The organism is Mycobacterium syngnathidarum (assembly GCF_001942625.1).
GTDB lineage: Bacteria > Actinomycetota > Actinomycetes > Mycobacteriales > Mycobacteriaceae > Mycobacterium > Mycobacterium syngnathidarum.
Window position 1 is genome coordinate 24,428 of sequence record NZ_MLCL01000011.1, and the last position, 23,648, is coordinate 48,075.

A 23,648-nucleotide genomic window follows, 5' to 3' on the forward strand; every position below is an offset into this window, starting at 1 on the left:
TCAACCTTCTTTCGCCAGCACGTCGTGCAGGTCGTAGTGCAGCGGCACATCGAGCTGGTCGAAGGTGCAGCTCGACGGCTCCCGGTCCGGGCGCCAACGCAGGAACTTCACCGCGTGCCGGAAACGCCGGCCATCAGCGGAGTTGCCCTCCATCTGGTCATACGCCACCTCACACACCCGTTCCGGACGCACCGGAATCCAACGCTTGTCGGCCGCGGAATTCCACCGGCTGGGATCGCCATCGCGAATATCGCCTGCCCGCAACGGTTCCAATTCGGCCAGCAGCTTGACCCGATCTTTGGCGGTGAACGAGGCTGCGCCACCGACCATCTGCAACTCGCCGTCGGCACGGTACAGCCCGAGCAGAATCGACCCGATGCCTTCGCCACTCTTGTGGATCCGGTAACCCATGGCCACACAATCAGTGTCGCGGTGATGCTTGACCTTGACCATCTCCCGCTTCCCCGGCAGGTAGGGGCCGTCGAGCCGCTTGGCGATCACGCCGTCGAGCCCCGCCCCTTCGAAAGTGTGCAACCATTGCGCACCGAGTTCGGGATCGGTGGTGGTGCGGGTGACGTGGCACCACTGCGTGGCCTTGACGGTTTCGACCAGTGCCTCACGGCGCACCTCGAAGGGCTCGCCGAGCAGTGACCGGTCACCAGCGGCCAGCGCGTCGAACCCGATGAAGTGCGCCGGGGTCTGTTCGGCGAGCATCCGTACCCGCGACTCGGCGGGATGGATGCGCTGCGACAGCGACTCCCAGTCCAGACGTACCCGGGCTCTGGCCGAATTGCTCCTCCCGTCCGCGGCGAACTCGCGGGGCACCACCACCTCACCGTCGAGCACACAGCGCTCGGCAAGCTCGTCGCGCAGCGCGTCGAGCAGTTCGGGGAAGTAGCGGCCGAGTTCCTTGCCGCTGCGCGACTGCAGCACCACGTCGTCGCCATCGCGGAACACCAGGGCCCGTCTAGTTGACTGAACTTCGGCGAGCCTGCCGGTGGGGTGGGTGCAGCGGGCGGAGGATCCGGGGATGGGCGAAGTGGGTCGGGTGGAGTCAGCCGAGTCCGGCCTGCCGTGGCGGGTGATCTTTCCCGACACCGAGCACCTCGGGGCGATGTCGTATCTGCGGGAGATGGCGGCGTCGGATTGCAGTCCACTCACAGTTCGAAGTTACGCGTTCGACCTGCTGCGGTGGTTTCGGTTTCTGCACGAGCGCCTGATCAGTTGGGAGCGTGCCGAGCGGGTCGATGTCCGGGCGTTCGTCGAGCACCTTCGGGCGGCGCCTAATCCGCAGCGGTTGCGCCGACGTCCAGATGGGCCGCCGCCGGGGTCGGTGAACCCCGTGACCGGCAAGACGGAGTTGTCGGGCAAGTACGCGCCCCGCACCATCAATCATCAGCTGTCGGTGCTGTTCGGGTTCTACGAGCACGCCTGTGCCGCCGGCCTGGGTCCGTTGGTGAATCCCGTTCCTGCACAGCGCGCTAGGCATGGTGGTCGGCCGCATGCTCACCACAACCCGATGGAAGACTTTGCGATCTTCCGACGCGCGAACTATCGGCAGAAGACACCCCGGCCGGTGTGGCGGGCGATCCCTGATGACGCTGCCGCAGCTCTGTTCAACGCGCTGCGCAGTCACCGCGACCGAGCGTTGGTGAGTTTCTATCTGTCCTCAGGCGTCCGCGCGTCGGAGCTGTTGGGCCTGCGTCACGGCGATCTGGATGCCGGCCGATACACGATCACGGTGACCAGTAAGGGTAGCCGCGCGCGGGAGACGGTTCCGGCGTCGGTGGATTCGTTCGTGTGGCTGGCGCTCTATCTGGCCGAGCAACCGCTCATCGAGCCTGGCGCCCCGGTGTGGTGGACCCGACGCTCCCGCCCAGCACCGCTGAACTACCACGCCATGCGCGCGGTGCTGCGCCGCGCCAATGCCAGCTTGGGCGCGAACTGGTCATTGCACGACTTCCGCCATACCGCCGCTGCGCGGATGCTGGCTGACCCCGCGTTCACGCTGGTCGACGTGCAGACCGTATTGCGCCACGCAAGCGTGACGACGACACAGATCTACACGCAGCCGCGGTTGGAAGATCTGATCGGCAAGGTCTTGGAGCATCACGCCAGACCGAAGGTCGACGCGGCGACCATCGAACCGGCCTATGACGCCGCGGCGGTCCGAGAATTATTGGGACTGCCGCGTTGAGCGCCGAGGACACTCGGTCACCGGCACGTCAGCAGGCGGCCGCGACGCGGCGCGCGATGAGCCCGCAGGTCCAGCTGCTGTCGCGCCCCGATTCTCCGCACTTGCAAGCGATCCCGGCGGACAGCCGATTCGGCCCCGCGGGCCTGGTACGTCCCCTGTGGGGGTATGACGCCAACCATGCGCCCCCGCCCCTGCCCGATCATGCCCGCGGTGCGGCGATACAGTCGCTGACTGTCACGGAGTTGTGCGATTTCGTGGCCGAGTTTCACCAAGCCCTGGCGCCCCAGCAGCTGCAGCCGATCGTTCGAGGAACGCGAGCAGTGCTTGGCGTGCTGGCTCGGTATCCCGGGCGGACGTGGGAGCAGCGGTGGCTGGCCAGTGGTTACGATGCCGCGCCTCGCACCTGGTTCGAGCATGACGCTTTGCCGCGCTACGATCACTGGTCGCCCACGCTCATGGGAATCAATGCGCTGCTGCGGGTTCGGGCACTACGGCCTTCATATAGTTGGCTGTTGGACTCCAAGCAGCGAGCCAACCTGTGGCGGTTTCTCGACTACAACGGCGGGCCGGATTTGGAACGGTTACGCACGCTGCCCGCTTACCAGGAAGCGGTGCCCAAGTATCAGGCAGACGCCGAAAAGGCGTTGGCGCGGGTGATGATTCGCACCGGAAAGGCCATCGCCGAGGTGTGTGGTGACGATCTGCTGTTTTACGCCGACGTTGTCCGTACCTCGGGACGGCAGCGAGGCGAACACCTCATCTGGGAGCTGTTGGTCGCGTTGGGCCCTTTGGCGGGGGAGGCACCCACGCTGAGGGCGACGTGGTCGGCGCGGGGCAACTCACGCCAGCACAGCGCCGCGACGCTGGTCGACCGATACGGCATCCCTGCCTCCGGTGTGCGCGATGTTCTGGTGAGCTACCTCGAAGAGCTTCAGCCCAACATGGATTACAGCTCTTTGGAAGGCTTGGCCTATCGATTGGCCAGGCTGTTCTGGTGGGAGATTCTGCAGATCAACCCCGGTCAGGCCGACCTGGCGATATCGGCGGAGGTGGTGACGGCGTGGCGGGAACGCTTGTCGGTGACGCTGGACGGCCGGCCGCGACGCGAAGTGCATTCGATCCTGTTCGCGGTCCGCGGGATGTATCGCGACTTGGCCGAGTGGTCGCACGATGACCCGGTCCGCTGGGGTGTGTGGGTGGCGCCGTGCCCGGTGCCGCGTGCACTCAGCCGGGCCGCGGCCAAGGAGAAACGCCGTCAGAAGGCCACGATGCAGGACCGCACCCGCATGTTGACACCGCTGCTGCCGGCCCTACTGACCACAGCCACCTCGCATAAGGACCGCACCGCGACGCTACTGCAGCGCGCCCTGGCCTGCGTGCACGACGAAGAGTTCGTCATCGACGGCTCCACCTTCGTGCGGCACAGCCCGCCGGAACGACGGAAGGCGGATGTCCACGCGCGGATTTGGGCGTACTTGGCGCCCGGGCAGCAACGACCGAGCTGGATCCGTGGTCGCGCTCAGCGCATCGACGTAACCGCGCTTGAAGAGGAGGGCTTCTGGGGCTGGGCGGTCGTGGAGACCCTGCGTCACACAGGTATTCGCATCGAAGAACTTCTTGAGCTGACCCAGCTGTCGCTGCGGCACTACACCGCTTCCACCACTGCCACTCTGGTGCCGTTGCTGCACATTGTGCCGTCCAAGACCGACTGCGAACGACTCATCCCCATGACCCCGGAACTGGTGGGGGTGCTTCTGGAGGTGCTGCGTCGCGCAAAGGCCGGTAAGGATCACGTGCCGCTGTCGATCGCCTACGACACCAATGACAAGGTCCACAGCGAACCGTTCCCGCATCTGTTCGCGCGCCCCCTGGGCACCCGCCACGAGGTGCTGGGACGGCACTATGTGCGCCAGATCCTGACCCACCTCGCCACCATCGCCGGGCTGAACGATGCTGGCCGTCCCGTGCACTTCACGCCACACGATTTCCGTCGCCTGTTCGCCACCGATGCGGTCAACAACGGCCTGCCTCTGCACATTGCCGCCGCGTTGCTCGGCCACCTCAACCTCGACACCACCCGCGGCTACACCGCGGTGTTTCCCGAGCACATCGTCACCGCCCATCAGGCGTTCATCGAACGCCGCCGGCAATTGCGGCCATTCGAGGAGGCCAAGGTCGCCGACGACGACGAGTGGGCCGACTTCGAAGAACACTTCTTGCTGCGCCGGGTAGCGCTCGGGGAGTGTCACCGTCCCTACGGCACACCCTGCGTTCACGAGCACGCCTGCACCCGATGCCGGTTTCTGCGCGTTGACCCCGCCCAACTGGGCCGCATCGACGAGATGACCGAGAATGCCGAACTGCGCCTCGCAGAGGCGAAGGACCGCGCTTGGCTCGGCGAGGTCGCCGCGCTGGAGGAAAGCATCAAGCACCTCCGCTTTCGACAATCCGAAGCGCGTCAACGGCTTTCGCATGGCAACAACCCGTTCGCCGATCAGCGACCGCAATGAGGCGATGTCTTGTGCTGTACCTCGCGGTTGACGCGACCGTCGTGAGCTTCCGCCGGCGATGTCGCTGGTCCTTCAGACGACTTCGCGTTCGTCTGCGGGGGTGGCGGCTCGGCGGTGGGTTGCGAGGAAGTTGTCGATGAGGGTTGTGCAGTCCTCGCGCGTGATGGTGCGCAGGCCGGTCATGCGTGCGAATGCGAGGGGTCCGACGAGTTGGCAGATCGCGAGGTCGCGGTCGATGTTGCCGAGTTCGGTGTGGGCTTTCGAGCTGGTGAGGATCGTGTCGAACGGTTGGCGGTACTGGTCGACGACGCGGGCCCGCAGCGCGCCGGATGCGTGACTGTTGTCGGTCTCGTCTTTGGCGCCGGTGGGGCCGAGTGAGAGCCATGCCAGGGTGGTGACGTGCAGCGGGGCGTCGTTGAACAGGGCGGCTTGGCGGCTGAGCAGCTCGATCAGTTGATCGCGTAGGGAACCGCTGGTCGGTGCTGGTGTGCTTACCTGCGGTAGTAGCCGCTCGAAGGTGGCGGCCAGCAGATGCGACGAGCTCTGAAAATGCCGATACAGCGTGGTACGGGCCACCTTGGACGCTTTGGTGACGGCATCGATGGTGACGGCCTCGACCCCTCCGGTGCTCAACAGTGTTGCCGCAGCATCCAATAGTCGATTCCGTGACCGGATCCGCCGCGGATCGATGTCGTCATCATCGGGCAGGGAGGGCTGATTGCTGTCGCTCACGGGTCACCTCGGCGGTCGATTTCGGCGATGTCGCACCCGGAAGTCTAGCAGTTGTGGTACTACCAGTATCGCAGCGAAACTTGAAGTAGCGGGAGTGTTTCTGTGTCAGATCGTGCGGTGCCGTCGGAACGGCTGCCTTCACATACCCCGACCTGTATGGGGTGTGGCCCGGACAATCCGCACGGCCTGCTCTTGGAGGTCTACCGCAGTGCGGATTCGGTGTATGCCGATGTCACATTCGACGAGCGCCACATCGGAGCCCCCGGCCTGGCGCACGGTGGGGCCGTCGCCGCCGCCTGCGATGACGTGCTGGGCTTCACGCTGTGGATCGCCGGCACGCCTGCGGTGACGCGCAGTCTGACGGTGGAGTATCTGCAACCAGTGCCGCTGCACCGGCCCCACCGGATCATCGCGCATGTCAGCGCCCGCGAGGGCCGGGCGTTGCACGTCGCGGCGACCGGCACCTGCGAAGGGGCCACCCGGTTCACCGCGACGGCCGTATTCATCGTGGTTGATACCTCACATTTCGCCGCCCACGGCGATATCAGCGGTTTCGGGGAGATCCTCGAGCAGTTCTCGCGCCGCGGCGGCGATCACACACCATGACCGTCGCCAGCGCCCGAGCGAGCGACACGCCCACCAGGCTCGACGAGGAGCATTCGGTTGCCGATCAGGTTCACACAGCCGGGGTGCCACGTTCGCGCGTCTCGGCCCGTCGTCGCGAGGCCATCATGGATGCCGCCCTGGCTATAGCTACCACCGGCGGTTACGACGCGGTGCACATGCGATTGGTCGCCGAGCACGTCGGCATGGCCGTGGGCACGCTGTACCGCTATTTCCCGGCCAAAACCCATCTGCTGGTCGCGGCGCTGAGTCGAGAATTTCAGCGTCTCGACGTCGCCGGCAACTGGACAAGCGGTGCCGGCACACCGCGGCAGCGATTGGAGCGGCTGACCACCCACCTCCACGACCGGTGGCAGCGCGAGCCGCTGCTGACCGACGCCATGACCCGGGCCTTCGCCGCGGCCGACACCCGCGCCGCCGCGGAACTCGATTCTGCCGCCGCGACGATCCACACGCTGCTGGCCCGCACCCTCAGCGCGGGCGAGCCGACACCGACACATCTGGTTGTCGCCGGCATCATCTCCGACATCTGGTTGGCCAACCTGCTCGCCTTCATCAGCGGGCGGGTGTCCGCCGAGGAGACCCGTGACCGCATCGACCGGGCCGTTCATCGGCTACTCGACAGCGCCGCCGCGCACTCCGAGGAACCGTAACGATACTCCTAGTATCGCAGCGATACCTGCCGTACTCTTGGGGGTGCGACTCGATGATGCGTCGAAGGAGAACGCCATGTACACCCAGTGGATCGAAGATTGTGTCGTGCAACGGGTTTCGGTGCGCGACGGCTTGGTGCTCGACCTGGACGACTACAACGAAGTCGTCATCTCGCGTCCCCTGCTGCTCACTCTGCCCGCAGCAGATCGCTTTCCCGCCGAGGCAGTCCTCATCAATCCCTTGCAGATCTCGGTCTACGAGCGCCCGCTGCTGAACCTGGCCGGCGCAGTGTGCACCCAGGCCTGGTCGGGTGACGACGGAGGGTTGCACCTGGGCTTCTCCCGTGGTCACCGCATCGACGTCGACCCCGACGAGCAGTTCACCGCGTGGGAGCTGTACGGCAAGCGGCACGGCTACATGGCCTGTCTACCGCACGGGCGTGTCCGCGTGGTCCGACACGACATCCCCGAAAGCGACGACGCCAACATCGTGAACCGATAAGCCCCCACCGGGCGCAGACCCCATCGACTATCCGATGTTCGCTACATAATGTAGCGTAGCGATACCGGTAGTATCGTAGACCTAGGGGGTTCGGTGACCGACCGCACGGCAGGCTCTTCGGTAACACCGGCCCGCGCTGCCCGGCGCGAGACTCCCGTCGATCCCGCACGCAGCCGCGAATACAGCGCCCGGCTCGCAGCGTTGGGACGATTCACTGTGCGGCACAAAGCCTTGACCATCGGTGTGTGGATCGGCGCCGCGATCGTCTTGGCGCTGCTGTTCCCGCAGCTGGAAACGGTGGTGCGCCAGCAGTCGGTGGATTTGATTCCGCGCGACGCCCCGTCGCTGCAAACGGTGGAGCGGCTGAGTACCGCCTTCAACGAGCAGGGGTCGAAAACCATGCTGTTCGTGGCCATGGAAGACCCTGCCGGGCTGACCCCGGCGACCCAACAGCGCTACGACCGCCTTCTGGAACGACTGCGCGCAGACAGTGAGCACGTCCTGCTGGTGCAGGATCTGCTGGCCGATCCGGTCACCCGAGCCCAGGCCGTCAGCGCCGACGGCACATCCTGGTATCTGCCGGTGGGAGTGACCGGCACGCTGGGTGACCCCACCGCCGCCGAATCCGTCCAGGCGGTGCGGGACATCACTGCAGAAGTGTTCGCCGGTTCGTCCGCCACCGCGCAGGTGACCGGGCCGCCGGCGACGTTCAGTGACATGATCGCCGCCGCCGAGCATGATCTGCTGTTGATCTCGATCGCCACCGCCGCCATGATCGCGCTGATCCTGCTGATCGTCTACCGATCGGTGTTCACCGCGCTGCTGCCGCTGCTGGTCATCGGGCTGAGCTTGGCCGTCGGGCGCGGCGTCCTGTCCGCGCTGGGCGAGATGGGCATGCCGGTCTCACAATTCACCGTCGCGTTCATGACCGCGATCCTGCTCGGCGCCGGCACCGACTACACCGTGTTCCTGATCAGCCGCTACCACGAGCAGCGCCGCGCACAGGTACCGGCCGAGCAGGCCATCATTCACGCCACCGCCAGCATCGGCCGCGTCATCCTGGCCTCCGCCGCCACCGTGGCCCTGGCCTTCCTGGCCATGGTGTTCGCCCGCTTGAGCGTGTTCGCCGCCCTAGGCCCCGCATGCGCCATCGCGGTCCTGTTCGGTTTCCTGGCCACCGTCACCCTGCTCCCGCCCGTGCTGGCACTGGCAGCGAAACGGGGCATCGGTGAACCCAAATCCGATCGCACCCGCCGGTATTGGAACAGTGTCGCCGTCGCGGTGGTGCGCCGCCCGGTGCCACTGCTGATCGTCAGCCTCGTCATCCTGCTCGCACTGTCCGCGGTGGCCGCGACCATCAAAATCAGCTACGACGACCGCAAAGGCCAACCCGCCACCACCGCCAGCAACCAGGGCTACCAACTGTTGGACCGCCACTTCCGCAAAGACATCGTCATCACCGAATTCCTCGTCGTCGAGAACCCCACCGACATGCGCACCGGCAGAGGACTGGCCGACCTCGACGAAATGGCCTCCCGCGTCTCCCAGATTCCCGGTGTCACCAAAGTCTCCGGCGTCACCCGCCCCACCGGGGAGCGCCTCGATCAAGCGCAACTGGCCTGGCAGAACGGTCAGATCGGAGACAAGATGGCCGGCGCGGTCGCCGACGGCAACGCCCGCCGAGACGACCTCACCAAACTCACCGACGGCGCCGATCAACTCGCCGGCGGACTGGCCCAACTCGACACCACCGTGCGCACCGCCCTATCCCCCCTGGCGGGCATCCTCACGCAAGCCCAATCCGCCGGCGCTCAGGTCAACCAGTTCCGACCACTGCTGCAACAACTCTCAGCGACCGCCCCTGCAGTCGATCAGGCCATCCAAGCCGGCCCCGGCCTACGTCCCCTGGCCGACCAAGCACAACACGCCATCACCACCTTGGACCCGCTCGTCGGTGCCCTCAACACCTCGCCGTGGTGTGCCACCACACCCCAATGCGCCCAGATCCGCGACCAAGTACAGATCCTGACCACCCTGCGCAACAACGGATTCTTCACCCAGATCGCCGACCTCGGCGACCGCTACAACCCCGCCAGCAACGCCACCGTCGCCGGCACTCTCACCACCGTCCAAAACGCCGTCACCTCACTGGACAAGGCTTTCGGGGCGCTGGGAAACCCCGCTGACCTGGCCAGCAACCTGCGCCGCCTCCAAGACGGGATCGGCCAACTCGCCTCCGGAGCCCAAGCGTTGGCCACCGGTGTGCGCACCCTGGCCGACAGCAACATCGAAATGCTCTCCGGGATGAGCCAAATCGCCACTCAACTCCAGAACTCTTCACGCGCCGCCCAGGACTCCGACTCAGCAAGCGGTTTCTATCTGCCGGCCAACGCCTTCGAGAACCGCCAATTCACCGACGTCGCCAAACAATTCCTCTCCCCAGACGGCAAAACAGCACGGTTCATGATCGAAACCAGCTACGACCCCTACAGCGTCGAGGCCATGAACCTCGCCCACCAGATCACCGACGTCGCCAACGCCGCACGCCCCAACACCTCCCTGGCTGAGGCCACCGTCTCGGTCGCCGGCTTCCCCGCCGTCAACTCCGACATCCAACGATTCCTCTGGGCAGACTTCGCCCAACTAGCCCTGGCCACCACCGTCATCGTCGGCCTCATCCTGGTGCTGCTACTACGAGCACTACTGGCACCGATCTACCTACTGGGCACCGTCCTGCTCAACTACCTCGCCTCCATCGGATTCGGCGTCCTAGTCTTCCAATGGATACTCGGACACGAAATCGCTTGGCCCGTACCACTATTGGCATTCATCATCCTCGTCGCCGTCGGCGCCGACTACAACATGCTGCTCGTCTCCCGACTACGCGAAGAATCCGGACCCAGCATCCGCGTCGGAGTGCTACGCACCGTCGCCAACACCGGCGCCGTCATCACCTCCGCCGGCCTCATCTTCGCCGCCAGCATGTTCGGCCTCATGGTCGGCTCCGTCGCCATCATGATCCAAGCCGGCCTCATCATCGGCTTCGGACTCCTCCTCGACACCTTCCTCGTACGCACCCTCACCGTGCCCGCCATCGCCACACTCCTCCGCGAAGCCAGCTGGTGGCCCCACCGCGCGCCACGAAACCAACACCCAACGGCAGTCACCTCCCCCTGATAGCGGGCCTGCCGGAATTGACAAGTTCAGTGAAGGAACCCGTCCCACTTGGGTTCGTAAGACCACACCCCCGCCTCGTCGGGCACCTTGACCTGGGCCTTGGCGAGCATCGGTTCGATCGGCGGCACTACGGGTAGGTCCACGGGCTCCATCCTGGTTCATCGGGGCGTCATGGTTCTAGACCGCCGCGCCGCCGCAAACTCATCGCGCGGCCACCGGCGGCGGGTGGGACCAGCCGTGCTCTGCTTGACGCATACCCGATGGGCCGCCTGAAACCCGGTACTCCCGCTCTTGTCTCGCGACTCGGCCGGACTATGTCGCGCATACTGGGTAGCCACAAACCCCACAATCCACACCAGATCCGGATCCATGCTGCTACCTGTGATGCCGCCCGTCTCGCCGATGCTGGCCAAGCCGGCGACGGCGATCCCACCGGACGCGTCCTACGAACCCAAGTGGGACGGCTTCCGGGCAGTGGTGTTCCGCGACGGCGACGAGATCGAGCTCGGCAGCCGCAACGAGCGGCCGATGACCCGGTACTTCCCCGAACTCGTCGACGCCGCGAAAGCCGAGCTCCCGTCCCGCTGCGTCGTCGACGGCGAGATCGTCCTGCCCACCGAACGGGGTCTGGATTTCGAAGCCTTGCAATTGCGTCTGCACCCCGCGGCGTCGCGGGTGCGCCTGCTGGCCGAGCAGACCCCAGCCCGCTTCATCGCCTTCGACCTGCTCGCGCTGGGAGACGACGACCTCACGGGCCGGCCGTTCAGTGAACGGCGCGCCGCCCTGGTCGATGCGATGGGTTCGGGTCCGTCGTTCCATGTCACCCCGGCCACCACCGATCTGCCGACCGCGCGCCGCTGGTTCGACGAGTTCGAGGGAGCCGGGCTCGACGGGCTCATCGCCAAGCCGCTCACCCTCACCTATCAACCCGACAAACGGGTCATGGTGAAGATCAAGCATCAGCGGACCGCCGACTGTGTGGTGGCCGGTTACCGGCTGCACAAGTCGGGACCGGATGCGGTCGGCTCGCTGCTGCTCGGGCTCTACACCGATGACGGCGAACTGGCCTCCGTCGGCGTCATCGGCGCCTTCCCGATGGAGAGACGCCGGGCCCTGTTCACCGAATTACAGCCCCTGGTCACCAGTTTCGAAAACCACCCGTGGAACTGGGCCGCACAGGTAGCCGCCGACCCGGACCTGGCCCGACGATACGGCGGTGGCTCACGCTGGAACGCCGGCAAGGACCTGTCCTTCGTGCCGCTACGACCCGAACGTGTTGTCGAGGTCCGCTACGACCACATGGAGGGCAGACGCTTCCGGCACACCGCCCAGTTCAACCGCTGGCGACCCGACCGCGACCCACGGTCGTGCACCTACGCCCAACTGGAGCAGCCGGTGACCTTCCGGCTCGACGACATCGTTCCGGGCCTGTTATCCCGCTAGTGGCGATCCGGTGGCTGCAGCCAGGTGGCCAGGTTGCGGACGTAATCCTTGTACACACCCAGAAGTGACGGATCGGCCCCGATCTGCCAGCCGGGCTGATCGGTCACGAACGACGGCGCCCCGTGCGCCAGATCCCAGTTGTAGTCCGCGAAATGGTGGAAGGTCGACTCGGCCACGGCCCGGCCCATCGGCCTGCCCTCCGGCGTGCGCTCACCGTCCAGTGCCACCGCGAGATTGAACAATCTGCCGGTTGCGGTGCTGCGCCCCCGGGCCACTACCGTCGCGAACGGCACCTGCGCCGAAACCAGCCCCTCGTGGGGATGAGCTGGGAACCACTCGATGCGTCCGCCGGCGGTCCGGGACGTGCGCAGCAGCTGATGCACGGGCTCCTCGGCCAGCACCGGCTGATAGTCGCCGTTGGCACCCGAGTGATAGTTGGGCCACGAGATGTCCGGGTTGTCCTGGTCATCGCACCGTGCGACGGGATCCAGGCCGGCCTCGTGAAACTCGTTGACCTGCCCCAACGAGCCCAGCCCGCGCAGGCAGCTGCCGAGGTTTTGATGGTCACGCGCGGTGAGCACGCCGCCACCGAGCCCACGAAATCGGCCGATCGCCGCGCATTCGTCGGGCGTCAGACCGTCACCGACGTCGACGGCCATCAACCAGAGCTGGTCGAACCCGAGCTCGTCGAGGTGGCTGAGCACCGGGTCCTCCCCAGCATGGTCGGCCCGGTTGCGGGCCAGCACATCGTGCCCGTCCGCACGCAGCTCGCCGGCCAGCAGAGAGAACCGGCTGACATCCCAATCGTCGGGGTTCTCCGCGATCGTGGTCTGCAACAAGATTGTCGCCATGCGATGAGCCTGGGCCGGACGGCGACGCTTGGGACCCTTGAAAACCCGTGGTCGCCGACGCTAACTGCTCCACGAGACGGAACGCAGTTGCCTGCGTGACCGGACGCCGAGCTTGACGAAGACCTTGCGCAGGTGCCATTCGACGGTGTGTGTGCTGATGAACAACTGCGCGCCGATCTCCTGATTGGTCAGCCCGTCTCCAGCCAATTGGGCGATCTGCGCCTCCTGCGCGGTCAACTCATCGCCCGAGGCCAACGGCTGCTTGCGCACCTTCTCCCCGGTGGCGATCAGTTCACGGCGGGCCCGTTCGGCGAACGCGTGCGCACCCATCTTGGTGAACATGTCGTAGGCGGTGTTGAGGTGTTGGCGCGCACTGGTGCGCTGTTTCTGGCGCCGCAACCACTCCCCGTAGCACAGATGCATCCGGGCCAACTGCACCCGGACCCGGGTGCGGCCCAGCCGCTCCAGAGACTCCTCGAACAGGGCATCGGCCTCCGCGTCGTCGGCTACCAGCGCCCGAGCACCGGCGAATACGCCCAGCCCCCAATCAGTTCCACTGACGCCTGCACCAGCTTCCAGCCTGCGCACCGCGTCCTCGGCCACATCCACCTTGCCGACGCGCACTGCGGCCTCGGTCAGCTCGAACAAACACCAGCCGTGGAAGCCGAGATCACGGTATTCACAGGCCTGCTGGACTGCGGCCAATGCCTCGTCGCACCTGCCGAGACCGTTGTAGAGCACCGCGGCCACGTACCCGGTGACCCCCAGCAGCCGCCCCTCCCCCTTGGCTATGCCTTCGGCCCGGCCGGCCTCGATCAGGTCACCCGCCTCGTTCACATCACCGCGCCAGGCCGCCAACTCCACCTTGTGGTACTTCATCGGGTGATAACCGATGTCCTCCGCGATCGTGTCGGCCTCCGCCAAAAGCCTTTCTGCGGCGACGAATTCGCCTTCCAACACGTGTACGCCGGCCTGGTAGGCGATCGCAGGTGCAAGCAGCGCCAACGCCCCGGTGGCGCGCGCATAGCCGATCATCTCGCCGGCGAGCCGTGCGTTCAGGTCGTCGTCCCACAGCTCGTCTGCGAGCGACTCCTGCATGATCGGGAAGGCCGACGCCAGCCAGTGCACCGCCCTGCCGTCATGACGGCGGGCGTGCTCACACCACAACTGAAGCGCCGCGCGCACCTGCTCGGCAGCCGCGGGCAGGCCGTCGGTGACCAACGTCGCCATGCCGATCAACAGGAGGTCGATGGGCCGCGTCGGCGTGTCGATCCGGGCGACCGCATCGCGGGCCGCCCGGGCCGCGATCACCAGGGCATCCGGCTGGCTGCGTGAGGCGAACATCGCCGCGGCCAGCGCCTCGATGTAGGTTTCCCGAGCCAGCTCGTCGTCGAGGGTCTCCAGCCGTCGGGCAGCCTCGATCAGTAGCGCAGCGGCATGGCGGACCGGCGGCGCGCCGGGCAGGCCGCCGCGGCTGCGGGTGAATTCCATCTGTGCCCGCAGCCGCCCCACCTGAGCCCGCTGCAACTCGGTCAGCGGATTCAGTTCAGCCAGGGACAGTAACTCGTAGGCAGATTCTGGAGCGGCTGCCTCACGTTTGGCCGCCGCAGCCGCGATAGCCCGAGAGCTGCGCAGGGCCGGATCGGCGGACAGGATCGCCGACCGCTCGAGGAAGGTCGCCGCGGCGGCGATCCCGCCCCGGCTCTGGGCCCGCCAGGCCGAGGCCTCCAGATCGGCGGCCACCGCGTCGTCGGGACCGGCCGCGGCGTTTGCCGCATGCCAGGCCCGGCGGTCGGGATCGAGTTCGGGATCGGTGGCAACGGCCAAGGCGCGGTGCACTTCCCGTCGGTCAGCCACGTCCGCCGCCCGATAGGCCGCCGACCGGACCAGCGGGTGATGGAACCGCATGCGGGGGCCGAACTCGATCACCCCGGCGGCCTCGGCCGGGGCCAGCGCATCCATTCCGATGCCCAAATACCCTGCGGCACGCGAGAACACCACGGGATCACCGACCGGATCCGCCGCCGCGAGCAGCGCCAACCGACGAGTGTCCGCGGGCAGCGACTGGATTCGGCGGACGAACCCCTCCTCCACCTGCCCGACCGATGGCCGCGTCCCGACGATCCAGAAGCCACCGGCGCGCTCCGCGGCCGAGACATTGCGCGGCACTTCCAAAAGCGCCAATGGATTGCCGCGGCTCTCGGCGATGAGCCGGTCACGGACCCGCTCATCGAGCCGCCCCACAACCACCGAGTCCAGCAGCTCCCTGGCAGCACTGTCCGAAAGGCCTTCGAGCCGCAGTTCGGGCAGGCCGGGCAGGACATCCACGGCGGTACCGTCACGATCGTCCCGGACGGCGAACACCAGGACCACCGGCTCGGCCAGCAGCCGCCGCGCGACGAAACCCAGCGTCTGCACGGAGACCTGATCGAGCCATTGAGCGTCGTCGACCACGCACAACAGCGGCTTGTCGTCGGCAGCGGAGGCCAGCAGACTCAGCACAGCCAGACCGACCAGAAAGCGGTCCGGCGCCGGTCCGACACCACGCCCGAACGCCACCGACAGGGCGTCACACTGCGGCTCGGGAAGCTCGTCGAGATGATCCAGCAGCGGCGCGCACAGATGATGCAAGCCGGCGAAAGCCAGTTCCATGTCGGACTCGACCCCGGCCACCTGGGTCACCCGGAAACCCGCAGCCTGCTCGACGACATAGTCGAGCAGCGCCGTCTTCCCGACACCTGCCTCGCCGCGCACCACCAGCACCGCGCTGCCGCCGGAGCCTGCGTCCGAGACCAACTTCCGGAGTGTCGAACATTCGCTGACGCGGCCCCGTAGAGACGGACCTGAGCCCATAATCGCCATCACTCCACCGCGTCCGAATTTTGCCGAAACTGTACCAAGCGAGCCCGGGTACGGCTGTTCGGACGAGGTTTTGTTCAGCCGAACCGCAGTGACGGCCCGGGCAGCGACTCGACGCCGTGGTGGGCGAATTGCGCCCACCGGGTGCGCATCTCGGCGGAAAGCTGATTGTCGATCGTGCGCTGCGGACCGAGCATCGGGGCGTCCGCCCAGGTTTGCGGTGAGCCGAACAGGAACGGCAACTCCATACAGTGGCAGGCGCCCAGCGGGGCATTGGCCGGCGTCCAGTCGAAGCGATAGGTGCCGACCCGGCCGCCGTGGGTTCGCCAGGCCTGCGCCAGGCGCTCGGCCGGACCCGAGAACGCTTGCTTGGTGACTGCCGTCGAACCCGCCCGAACCGCCAACCTGCCGAGGACCGGCACCCGGTTGAGCTTGGCCACCCGGGGATCCATCGCCACGAACGGCGCGGCGTCGTCCTTCGTGTAGCCGACGAGCAGCTCGATGCGGCCGGCTGCGGCCGCGAGGGCGTCGGGCACGTCTGCGGGTGCCGGCAGCGGTCCCCGGCCCAGCCGCGGCGCGAAGGCCAGTCCGCCCAGCAGGCCGAAGCCCTGCGCTGCGGCCACGGCGGCACCTTCGGCGGCGAGCAACCGCTCGACACTGACCTCGGAGGGATCAGCCCCGGCCAGCGATGTGGCCATCGCCGCGCCCATGTTCTGCGCCATGTCGTCGCGCCCGTGGTCCAACTCCAGCGGGGCGCTCTGCAGGATCGCGCGATGGAACAACCCGGCCGCGTCCTGGCACAACATCAACGACCAGACGGAATGGGCACCGGCTGATTGACCGAACGCGGTCACGTTGGTCGCGTCGCCGCCGAACGCGGCGATGTTGTCCTGCACCCATCGCAACGCCAGGATCTGATCACGCAGGCCGAGATTGTCCGCAGTGATCCCGGGTGGCGGCAGATAACCGAAAATGCCGAGCCGGTAACTCACGTTGACCACCACCACGTTGCCGGCCCGGGCCAGTGTGCCGGCGTCGTACTTGGCCGACTCGCCACTGCCGGCGACATAGGCACCGCCGTGGAACCACACCATCACCGGTAGTCGATGCGCATCGGCCGGGGCCGTCACCGTCAGCATCAAGCAGTTCTCGTCGGTCGACAGACCCTCGAGGACGTTGCCCGTCACCCAGCCCAGGCGAGAAGGCCGCTGCGGGCAGGCCGGGCCCGACTGCGTCGCGTCCCTGACCCCCGACCAGGCCGGAGGTGGTTCGGCGACCGCGAATCGTTTGGCGGCGCCGTAGCGCACCCCTCTCGCGCGTATCAGTCCGTCCTGATGCTCAACCTGGATCGTGCCGCCGGTGACGTGTCGCTCCCGCACCCGCCCAACGCTAGCGTTTACCGCCGCCGGCAGGCGGGCATGCCAACAGCATGTCTGTAACCGCATTTCAGGACCTGCCACTGGCTGACCGGGACCGCGAGTGGACGGCGCCCGCGGCGGCGTCGACCTCCCGAAGGGCGACATCGACCGGGTGAAAAACCACCTGGCGAAGTACTACGAGAAGATGGGCGAGACCGCGCCCTGGGACCGCGATTAGCTAGATTGCGGGCGTGAGCCCAACCCCCGCCGGGCGGTTCGCGCCGAGCCCGTCGGCCGAGCTGCACATCGGCAACCTCCGCACCGCGGTGCTGGCCTGGCTGTTCGCCCGGTCCACCGAGCGGCGGTTCTTGGTGCGGGTCGAGGATCTCGATGACCGCACCTTTCCCGAAATCGGGCACCGCCAGGTGACCGACCTGGCCGCGATCGGGCTGACCTGGGACGAGCCGGTGCAATGGCAGACAGCCCACCAGGAACGCTACGACGCGGTGATCGCCGAGCTGTTCGAGCGCGGCCTGCTGTACGAATGCTATTGCAGCCGAAAGGATATCGCCCAGGCGCCACGTGCCCCCCACGCCCCCGAAGGTGCCTACCCCGGCACCTGCCGCGACCTGACCGCGGCCGAACGCGCTTCGCGCCGCGCCGAAACCGGCCGCCCGCCCGCGCTGCGGCTGCGCACCGACACCTTCGTCGGCACCGTCGCCGACCTGCTGCACGGCAGCTACACCGGGATCATCGACGACTTCGTGGTGCGCCGCGGTGACGGCGTGCCCGCCTACAACCTGGCCGTAGTGGTCGATGACGCCGCCGGCGGAGTCGACCAGGTGGTGCGGGGCGACGATCTGCTGAGCTCCTCCCCACGCCAGGCCTACCTGGCACGACTGCTGGACTGCGCCGAACCCACCTACGCCCACGTTCCCCTGGTACTCAACGAAGACGGCGCCCGGCTGGCCAAACGCGACGGGGCAGTCAATCTCGCCGAGATCGGCGTCGAGCGGGCGCTCGAACAGATCAGTGCCTCGCTCGGGTGGCCCCCACTCGATCTGCCCGGAATGCTGGACCGATTCGACCCGGCCGCTCTGCCCCGGCACCCGTGGATATATCAGCCCGGCTGAGCAGAAGCCTGCAGAACACCGCGCGCCCCTGTTAGCGTCCGGCGGTGCGTTCCCGACGAATTTCGCTGCTGGGGCTCCTGCTGATCCTCGCGGTGATGATTGCCGCGTGCGGAGGGAAAGCCGGTGAATCCGACGAGCCGCTCAAGTCGGCCGGTGTACTGCGCGTCGGCACCGAAGGCGTGTACTCCCCATTCAGCTACCACGACACCGCCACCGGTCAACTCGTCGGCTATGACGTCGACGTGGCACGCGCAGTCGGCGACAAGCTCGGTGTCAGAGTCGAATTCATCGAAACCCCATGGGATTCGATCTTCGCCGCACTCGAGGCCAACCGATTCGACGTGGTGGCCAACGAGGTCACGATCACGCCGGAACGGCAAGCCAAATATGACCTCTCCCAGCCATATTCGATCGGCGAGGGCGTCATCGTCACCCGCGCAGACGACAATTCGATCAAGACCCTCGCGGATCTGAAGGGCAAGGTGGCCGCCGAAAACGCCACCAGCAACTGGTCGGAGATCGCGCGGGCGGCCGGCGCCCGGGTGGAAGCGGTCGAAGGTTTCACCCAGGCCATCAAGCTCCTCAACCAGGGCCGAGTGGACGTCGTGGTCAACGACAGCATCGCCGTCTACGCCTATCTGGCCGAGACGAACGACAAGTCGGTGAAGATCGCGGGCACCGTGGGCGAGAAGAGCGAGCAGGGCTTCGCCGCACGCAAGGACAGCGGACTGCTGCCCGAACTCAACACCGCGCTCGACCAACTGCGGGCCGACGGCACCCTGGCGGACATCTCGCAGAAATATCTCAGGGCCGACGCCTCCGGTGCGCCTACGGCAGACGAACCCCCGCCCGCGCGATCGACGTGGCAGCTCATCGCCGACAACCTGTGGCCGCTGGCCAAAGCCGCCCTGACCATGACCATTCCGTTGACGATCATCAGCTTCACGATCGGCCTGGTGATCGCCTTGGCCGTGGCACTGGCCCGGCTGTCGCCAAATGTGCTGCTGAGCAACCTGGCCCGGTTCTACATCTCGATCATCCGCGGGACACCGCTGTTGGTTCAGCTGTTCATCGTGTTCTTCGCGCTGCCCGAGTTCGGTGTGAAGATCGACCCGTTTCCCGCCGCGGTGATCGCCTTCAGCCTCAACGTCGGCGGCTATGCCGCGGAGATCATTCGCTCGGCCATCCAGAGCATCCCGAAGGGACAGTGGGAGGCGGCCGAGACGATCGGGCTCAATTATGCCGGAACCCTGCGGCGCATCATCCTGCCGCAGGCCGCCCGAGTAGCGGTCCCCCCGTTGTCGAACACCTTGATCTCACTGGTCAAAGACACATCCCTGGCATCGACGATCCTGGTCACCGAGCTGCTCCGGCAGGCTCAGATCGTCGCGGCCCCGACATTCGAGTTCTTCGCCCTCTACGGCACGGCCGCGATCTACTACTGGGTGATCTGCCTGGTGCTGTCGTTCGGCCAGAGTCGCCTCGAACGCCGACTGGAAAGGCATGTTGCGCGATGACCACACCACGCGAAGACCGGATCGTCGCCTCCGATGTACACAAGGCCTTCGGCGACGTCCAGGTGCTCAAGGGCGTCTCGTTCACCGTGCCGCGCGGTACCGCGACCACCGTCATCGGCCCGTCGGGTTCGGGCAAGACGACGCTGCTGCGCACGCTCAATGCCCTCGATGTCGCCGACTCCGGGGTGATCCGGGTCGGCGATACCGAGCTGGACTTCTCCCAGCCCGTACCCAAAGACCAGCTGCGCCGTTATCGGGCGCAAAGCGGCTTTGTGTTCCAGTCCCACAACCTCTTTCCGCACAAGACCGTGCTACAAAACGTCACCGAAGGCCCGCTCGTGGTGCAGAAGCGCCCACGTGAGGAAGTGCTGGCCGAGGCCTCCGAACTCCTGGGCCAGGTGGGGTTGGCCGACCAGCGGGACAAGTATCCGTATCAGCTCTCGGGCGGTCAGCAGCAGCGCGTCGGTATCGCGCGGGCACTGGCACTCAAACCCAAAGTGGTGCTGTTCGACGAACCGACCTCGGCACTGGACCCGGAACTGGTCGGCGAAGTGCTCGCGGTGATCCGGGACCTGGCCGTGGAAGGCTGGACACTGGTGATCGTCACACACGAAATCCAGTTCGCCCGACAAGTTTCCGATCAGGTGCTGTTCACCGACGGTGGGGTCATCCTCGAGCAGGGGCCGCCGGCGGCGGTAATCGGTGACCCGAAAGAAGAACGCACCCGCCAGTTCCTGCAGCGGATCCTCAACCCGCTGTAGACACCGACCGCTCGATGCCCACCGCCCAGGCAACCAGCGAACGCAGATATGCGAGCACCGTGTCGTCGGGCTGGCCGGCCGGGTCCTCCAGGTGCAGGCGGGCCAGCTCCTCGATGGCCGACAACAGGATTCGTACGGTGGCACCGTCAGGATCCACGTCCGCGCCCACCGCAGCCGACAGCGGCCGGGCGGCGACTTTCCTGGCATACCGGCGCCCGAGCTCGATGCGCTCGGCCACCTGCGGGGGCGCGCCGTCGGGTGGCCGCAGGATGATGCGCCAGCTCGTCGGCGCCGCGTGCAAGTAGGCCAGAATTCCCCTGCCCAGCTGCTCCGGGTCGAGGTCGGGCTGGTCCACGGAGCCCACCCCCGCGAACGCGATCGCCGACTCCCGGTCCAGCAGGGCCGTGGTCAGACCCGGCAGGTCGGTGAACTGTTGGTAGACAACGGTCCTGGTGACTCCCGACCGCCCGGCCACCTGCTCGATGGTCAGTGCGGGATAGCCACCGTCGGCGACGATGTCGCGGGCCACGTCGAGCAGTTGGGCCCGGCGCTCTGCACCACTGAGCCGGCGCCGCGTCATTTCAGCAAGAGATCCACGGCCTTGGCCGCGCTCTGCACGGCGCTCTCCATGGTGGCCGACCAGTCCGTCGCGGTCCAGTCGCCGGCCAGGACGAGCGAGGGTACCGAGGTCTGTTGCGGTGGGCGCAGCGCATCGGTCCCCACCACCTGGGAGAAGGTGGCCTTGGGCATCTTGACCACCTGCGCCTGAACCACTCTCGCGTCCCGCGCCGCCGGATAGTAGCGACGCAGCAGCGCCATCTGCTCGTCCACAATGTCGTCGTTGCTCTTGTGGATCTGCTCGTACGCGCCGCTCGTGGTCAGGCAGTACAACCAAGCGCGGTCGGTGTTGCGGCCGTGCATGAGCTGGCGGTCGAAGACCTCATCGATCACCCCGGTGCCGCCGATGAGTCCCTCGAATGCGGATTCGGTGCCCAACGGCCGGTCGAGGTAGAGATTGGTGCTGACGATAGGGGTATAACCCAGTTTGTCGGCAGCCGCATAGATCTCGGGGTGCTCGGGGAGGTCGTCGAGCAGCCCGCCGATGTTGGAGTTCGGGACCGCACACACCACCGCGTCGGCAGGAACCTCGGTGCCGTCGGCGAGCAACACCGCGGTGACGGAACCGTTTTCGATACGGATCTTTCGCGCGACGGCGCGGTAACGGACGTCGACGCCGCGTTCGGCGAACACTTTCAGCGCCCCGGCGATGTAGAGCGTGTCGAGGTCGACGGTGGGGTAACCGATGGTGACCGGGGTGCGGTGTTTGACCCCGACTCGGAACCCGGTGGCCATCACGTTGGCGAACACCTTGGCGGATTCGCGGGCCACCGGCTCGGCGGCGATACCGAGAGCCAGCCAGTCCCACAAGGCTTCCCGCGCCGGCGCCGGCATGCCGACCCGCTCGAACCATTGCTCGGTGGTCAGGTCCGCCAGGTCGGCCGGTTGATGCAACGCCTGCCAACCCAACCGCAGGGTCGCGCGGGCTGCCCGCAGCCGGTCAGCCCAGCTCGCGTCGGGGTGCACCCCGAACAGGGTCCGGATCGCACCGACGCCCGTGGTCTGCATGGTGACCTTGCGCCCGTCGGGCCAGCGCAGCGTGGACGATTTCGGGAACGCGATGTGCTGCCGGGTGCCCACGCTCGTCAGATAGCGGTAGAGGTGCTGATAGCCGCTGGCGATCACGTGCTGGCCGTTGTCCGGGATGTCGTCGACAGTCTCGGCGCGCATCGCATGCGTGCGTCCGCCGAGTTGGCCCCGGCGCTCCAGCAGGGTGACGTTCTTGCCCGCTTCACTCAGCCATACCGTGGCGGCCAGGCCGGCCAGCCCGCCGCCGATCACCACGTAGCGATCACCCATGTTGCAGCTCCCTCCGTCGACCAACTTGCAAATTGTAAGTTAGTCGTCGGGGTGTGCGGGTGCTATTGGACGGGAGAGCGGCCCTGCGCCGCACGCTGCGCAGCCGCCAGCAATGCGTCACGGAACTGCGGGTGGGCGATCGCGGCCAACGCCTCGCCGCGCTCACGGACCGTCCGGCCCTCCAATTCGGCTGCGCCGTACTCGGTGACGATCACGTCCACCTGATGCCGAGGTGTCGTGATGACCGCGCCGGGGCCGAACCACGGCACGATGCGTGACTGGAGCACACCGTCCTTCTCGAACGTCGAGGGCAGACATATCAATGAGCGGTCCGACAACTCAAGGCCGGCCCCGGCCACGAAATCCTCGGCGCCGCCGATCCCGCTGAATTGATCGCCGGCGATGGTGTCGGCGACCACCTGGCCATGGATGTCGACACCGAGCGCACCGTTGATCGTGATCATGTCGTTGTTCGCACCGATCACCTCGGGTGCGTTGACGATCTCCACGGGGAGGAACGCGACATCGGTGTTGCCGTCGAGCCACTCATAGAGATCGGTCGAGCCGAACGCGAACGTCGTCACGCTCACACCGTCGTACAGACCCTTGCCGACATTGGTGACCTTGCCGGCCCGGTGCAACTGCATGCACCCGTCGGTGAACATCTCACTGTGCAGCCCGTAGTCTCCCCCGTCCCCCTCGGCGAGCAGCGCGGCGATCTGGCTGGGGATCGAGCCGATGCCCGTCTGCAGCGTCGCGCCCGACGGGATGTACTCGACAGCGTGCCCCGCGATCGCCCTGTCGACATCGGTGGGCGATGCCGCGGGCAGTGCAAGTGGCGCGTCAGTCGAGTGCACCAGAATGTCGATCTCATCGATGTGCAGCGCATGACGGTAATCGTCGAGCCCGAATGTCCGTGGATACGCATCCGATGCCTCGGCGACGAGCAGCCGCTGCGGATCGGCCCCCGCGCGGCGCAGTTCGCCCACGGTGCCACCCGCATGCAGCGACAGCGAGCACCAGCCACCCGCGTCGGGCGGCGACACAACGGTCGTCATCACGCGCGGTGCCTGGTGCTTGAGCAACGGGGCGAACCGACGAAAATCCGCAGGCGTGAATTCCACGTCGGCACCCATGTCCCGCAACGCCCGCTCGAAGGGACCGAAGAAGCCCGACAGAAAATGCACACCCGCCCGGGTGGACAGTTCGGTGCCCACCCCGAGCAGCGCACCGTAGACGCGCAGGTCCACCCAATCCGTACGTTCGCCCAGCGCGCGCAGGAACCCCGGAGGCTGGCCGGGCCCCAACGGAATCCCGAGCGTGTCGGTGGTCTCCAGGCGTGCAGCGGCCTGTCGGGCGGTGAGCTCTTCCGGCATGGCGTCACTCTTTCGCGAGCAGACGCGTTTGTACACCC

18 protein-coding genes and 1 pseudogene are annotated in these 23,648 nt (G+C 66.8%); 10 read left to right on the forward strand and 9 right to left on the reverse strand.

Translation table 11 applies throughout. From position 1 onward, the window contains the following. Positions 1-1,086 carry an ATP-dependent DNA ligase gene (locus BKG60_RS02750; protein ID WP_479724686.1) on the reverse strand — a complete coding sequence of 362 codons (1,086 nt, stop codon included), beginning with the start codon at positions 1,084-1,086 and terminating at the stop codon, positions 1-3. On the opposite strand from BKG60_RS02750, the gene BKG60_RS02755 reads away from it, so the two are divergent. Both BKG60_RS02755 and BKG60_RS02760 read left to right on the forward strand, forming a co-directional pair. Further along, positions 1,031-2,197 (forward strand): tyrosine-type recombinase/integrase, encoded by a 1,167-nt coding sequence (locus tag BKG60_RS02755; RefSeq protein ID WP_070946104.1) that lies wholly within the window; start codon positions 1,031-1,033, stop codon positions 2,195-2,197. The two genes, BKG60_RS02750 and BKG60_RS02755, sit on opposite strands and share 56 nt — an antisense overlap. After that, the gene (locus BKG60_RS02760; RefSeq protein WP_242671552.1) at positions 2,194-4,707 is read left to right on the forward strand and encodes a tyrosine-type recombinase/integrase; all 2,514 of its coding nucleotides are present in this window, start codon (positions 2,194-2,196) and stop codon (positions 4,705-4,707) included. The genes BKG60_RS02755 and BKG60_RS02760 overlap by 4 nt, the downstream gene beginning before the upstream one ends. Positions 4,708-4,779: 72 nt before the next feature. Here the strand turns inward: BKG60_RS02760 and BKG60_RS02765 are convergent, their stop codons facing one another. Continuing rightward, a complete protein-coding gene (locus BKG60_RS02765; RefSeq protein WP_070946085.1) occupies positions 4,780-5,439 on the reverse strand; it encodes a TetR/AcrR family transcriptional regulator in 660 nt (219 codons plus the stop codon). A 156-nt stretch (positions 5,440-5,595) separates the two neighbouring features. Between BKG60_RS02765 and BKG60_RS02770 the strand changes: the two genes are divergently transcribed. The 4 genes from BKG60_RS02770 to BKG60_RS02785 all read left to right on the forward strand — a co-directional run bounded on the left by BKG60_RS02770 (position 5,596) and on the right by BKG60_RS02785 (position 10,395). Beyond that, the gene (locus tag BKG60_RS02770) at positions 5,596-6,045 is read left to right on the forward strand and encodes a PaaI family thioesterase (protein ID WP_075909172.1); all 450 of its coding nucleotides are present in this window, start codon (positions 5,596-5,598) and stop codon (positions 6,043-6,045) included. Then, positions 6,042-6,716, forward strand: coding sequence for a TetR/AcrR family transcriptional regulator (locus BKG60_RS02775; RefSeq protein WP_070946083.1), 675 nt, complete (start codon positions 6,042-6,044; stop codon positions 6,714-6,716). The genes BKG60_RS02770 and BKG60_RS02775 overlap by 4 nt, the downstream gene beginning before the upstream one ends. Positions 6,717-6,792: 76 nt before the next feature. Then, entirely contained in the window at positions 6,793-7,218 is a 426-nt protein-coding gene (locus BKG60_RS02780; RefSeq protein ID WP_069404066.1) for a DUF6188 family protein, read from the forward strand. 93 nt (positions 7,219-7,311) lie between these two features. Next, complete coding sequence (locus tag BKG60_RS02785) at positions 7,312-10,395, forward strand: MMPL/RND family transporter (protein WP_075909173.1); 3,084 nt, start codon at positions 7,312-7,314, stop codon at positions 10,393-10,395. Positions 10,396-10,430: 35 nt separating this feature from the next. Here the strand turns inward: BKG60_RS02785 and BKG60_RS31320 are convergent. Then, a pseudogene (locus BKG60_RS31320) lies at positions 10,431-10,547 on the reverse strand (ATP-dependent DNA ligase); the annotation flags it as partial. Positions 10,548-10,764: 217 nt separating this feature from the next. Here BKG60_RS31320 and BKG60_RS02790 point away from each other — a divergent pair. Beyond that, positions 10,765-11,838 (forward strand): ATP-dependent DNA ligase, encoded by a 1,074-nt coding sequence (locus BKG60_RS02790; protein ID WP_075909174.1) that lies wholly within the window; start codon positions 10,765-10,767, stop codon positions 11,836-11,838. Here the strand turns inward: BKG60_RS02790 and BKG60_RS02795 are convergent. From BKG60_RS02795 to BKG60_RS02805, 3 genes are all read right to left on the reverse strand, one after another. Further along, on the reverse strand, positions 11,835-12,689 hold the full coding sequence (locus tag BKG60_RS02795) for a hypothetical protein (RefSeq protein WP_075909175.1): 855 nt from the start codon (positions 12,687-12,689) through the stop codon (positions 11,835-11,837). The genes BKG60_RS02790 and BKG60_RS02795 overlap by 4 nt on opposite strands. Positions 12,690-12,749: 60 nt before the next feature. Continuing rightward, the gene (locus BKG60_RS02800) at positions 12,750-15,551 is read right to left on the reverse strand and encodes a helix-turn-helix transcriptional regulator (RefSeq protein ID WP_075909176.1); all 2,802 of its coding nucleotides are present in this window, start codon (positions 15,549-15,551) and stop codon (positions 12,750-12,752) included. Positions 15,552-15,625: 74 nt separating this feature from the next. Then, positions 15,626-16,927, reverse strand: a complete 1,302-nt coding sequence (locus BKG60_RS02805; protein ID WP_075909177.1) for a carboxylesterase family protein — start codon at positions 16,925-16,927, stop codon at positions 15,626-15,628. A gap of 230 nt (positions 16,928-17,157) precedes the next feature. On the opposite strand from BKG60_RS02805, the gene gluQRS reads away from it, so the two are divergent. The 3 genes from gluQRS (at position 17,158) to BKG60_RS02820 (ending at position 20,317) form a co-directional block, all read left to right on the forward strand. Further along, entirely contained in the window at positions 17,158-18,039 is an 882-nt protein-coding gene (gene gluQRS, locus BKG60_RS02810; protein WP_075909178.1) for a tRNA glutamyl-Q(34) synthetase GluQRS, read from the forward strand. Positions 18,040-18,134: 95 nt separating this feature from the next. Further along, positions 18,135-19,556 (forward strand): ABC transporter permease subunit, encoded by a 1,422-nt coding sequence (locus BKG60_RS02815; protein ID WP_207553862.1) that lies wholly within the window; start codon positions 18,135-18,137, stop codon positions 19,554-19,556. Beyond that, complete coding sequence (locus BKG60_RS02820) at positions 19,553-20,317, forward strand: amino acid ABC transporter ATP-binding protein (protein ID WP_075909180.1); 765 nt, start codon at positions 19,553-19,555, stop codon at positions 20,315-20,317. Before BKG60_RS02815 ends, BKG60_RS02820 begins: the two co-directional genes overlap by 4 nt. On the opposite strand, the gene BKG60_RS02825 is transcribed toward BKG60_RS02820, so the two are convergent. The 3 genes from BKG60_RS02825 to BKG60_RS02835 all read right to left on the reverse strand — a co-directional run bounded on the left by BKG60_RS02825 (position 20,304) and on the right by BKG60_RS02835 (position 23,610). Then, positions 20,304-20,897: a TetR/AcrR family transcriptional regulator gene (locus BKG60_RS02825; RefSeq protein WP_075909181.1), complete on the reverse strand. Its 594-nt coding sequence runs from the start codon at positions 20,895-20,897 to the stop codon at positions 20,304-20,306. The genes BKG60_RS02820 and BKG60_RS02825 overlap by 14 nt on opposite strands. Beyond that, on the reverse strand, positions 20,894-22,234 hold the full coding sequence (gene hpnE / locus BKG60_RS02830; RefSeq protein WP_075909182.1) for a hydroxysqualene dehydroxylase HpnE: 1,341 nt from the start codon (positions 22,232-22,234) through the stop codon (positions 20,894-20,896). The genes BKG60_RS02825 and hpnE overlap by 4 nt, the downstream gene beginning before the upstream one ends. Before the next feature lie 62 nt (positions 22,235-22,296). Then, positions 22,297-23,610, reverse strand: a complete 1,314-nt coding sequence (locus BKG60_RS02835) for an acetyl-CoA hydrolase/transferase family protein (protein WP_075909231.1) — start codon at positions 23,608-23,610, stop codon at positions 22,297-22,299. Positions 23,611-23,648: the final 38 nt, after the last annotated feature.

Coding starts and splice junctions, on each gene's coding strand:
- BKG60_RS02755 (WP_070946104.1), top strand. CDS start 1,031: ATGGGCGAAGTGGGTCGGGTGGAGTCAGCCGAGTCCGGCCTGCCGTGG.
- BKG60_RS02770 (WP_075909172.1), top strand. CDS start 5,596: ATGGGGTGTGGCCCGGACAATCCGCACGGCCTGCTCTTGGAGGTCTAC.
- BKG60_RS02775 (WP_070946083.1), top strand. CDS start 6,042: ATGACCGTCGCCAGCGCCCGAGCGAGCGACACGCCCACCAGGCTCGAC.
- BKG60_RS02780 (WP_069404066.1), top strand. CDS start 6,793: ATGTACACCCAGTGGATCGAAGATTGTGTCGTGCAACGGGTTTCGGTG.
- BKG60_RS02790 (WP_075909174.1), top strand. CDS start 10,765: ATGCTGCTACCTGTGATGCCGCCCGTCTCGCCGATGCTGGCCAAGCCG.
- BKG60_RS02795 (WP_075909175.1), bottom strand. CDS start 12,689: ATGGCGACAATCTTGTTGCAGACCACGATCGCGGAGAACCCCGACGAT.
- BKG60_RS02800 (WP_075909176.1), bottom strand. CDS start 15,551: ATGGCGATTATGGGCTCAGGTCCGTCTCTACGGGGCCGCGTCAGCGAA.
- BKG60_RS02815 (WP_207553862.1), top strand. CDS start 18,135: ATGATTGCCGCGTGCGGAGGGAAAGCCGGTGAATCCGACGAGCCGCTC.
- BKG60_RS02820 (WP_075909180.1), top strand. CDS start 19,553: ATGACCACACCACGCGAAGACCGGATCGTCGCCTCCGATGTACACAAG.
- BKG60_RS02825 (WP_075909181.1), bottom strand. CDS start 20,897: ATGACGCGGCGCCGGCTCAGTGGTGCAGAGCGCCGGGCCCAACTGCTC.
- hpnE (WP_075909182.1), bottom strand. CDS start 22,234: ATGGGTGATCGCTACGTGGTGATCGGCGGCGGGCTGGCCGGCCTGGCC.
- BKG60_RS02835 (WP_075909231.1), bottom strand. CDS start 23,610: ATGCCGGAAGAGCTCACCGCCCGACAGGCCGCTGCACGCCTGGAGACC.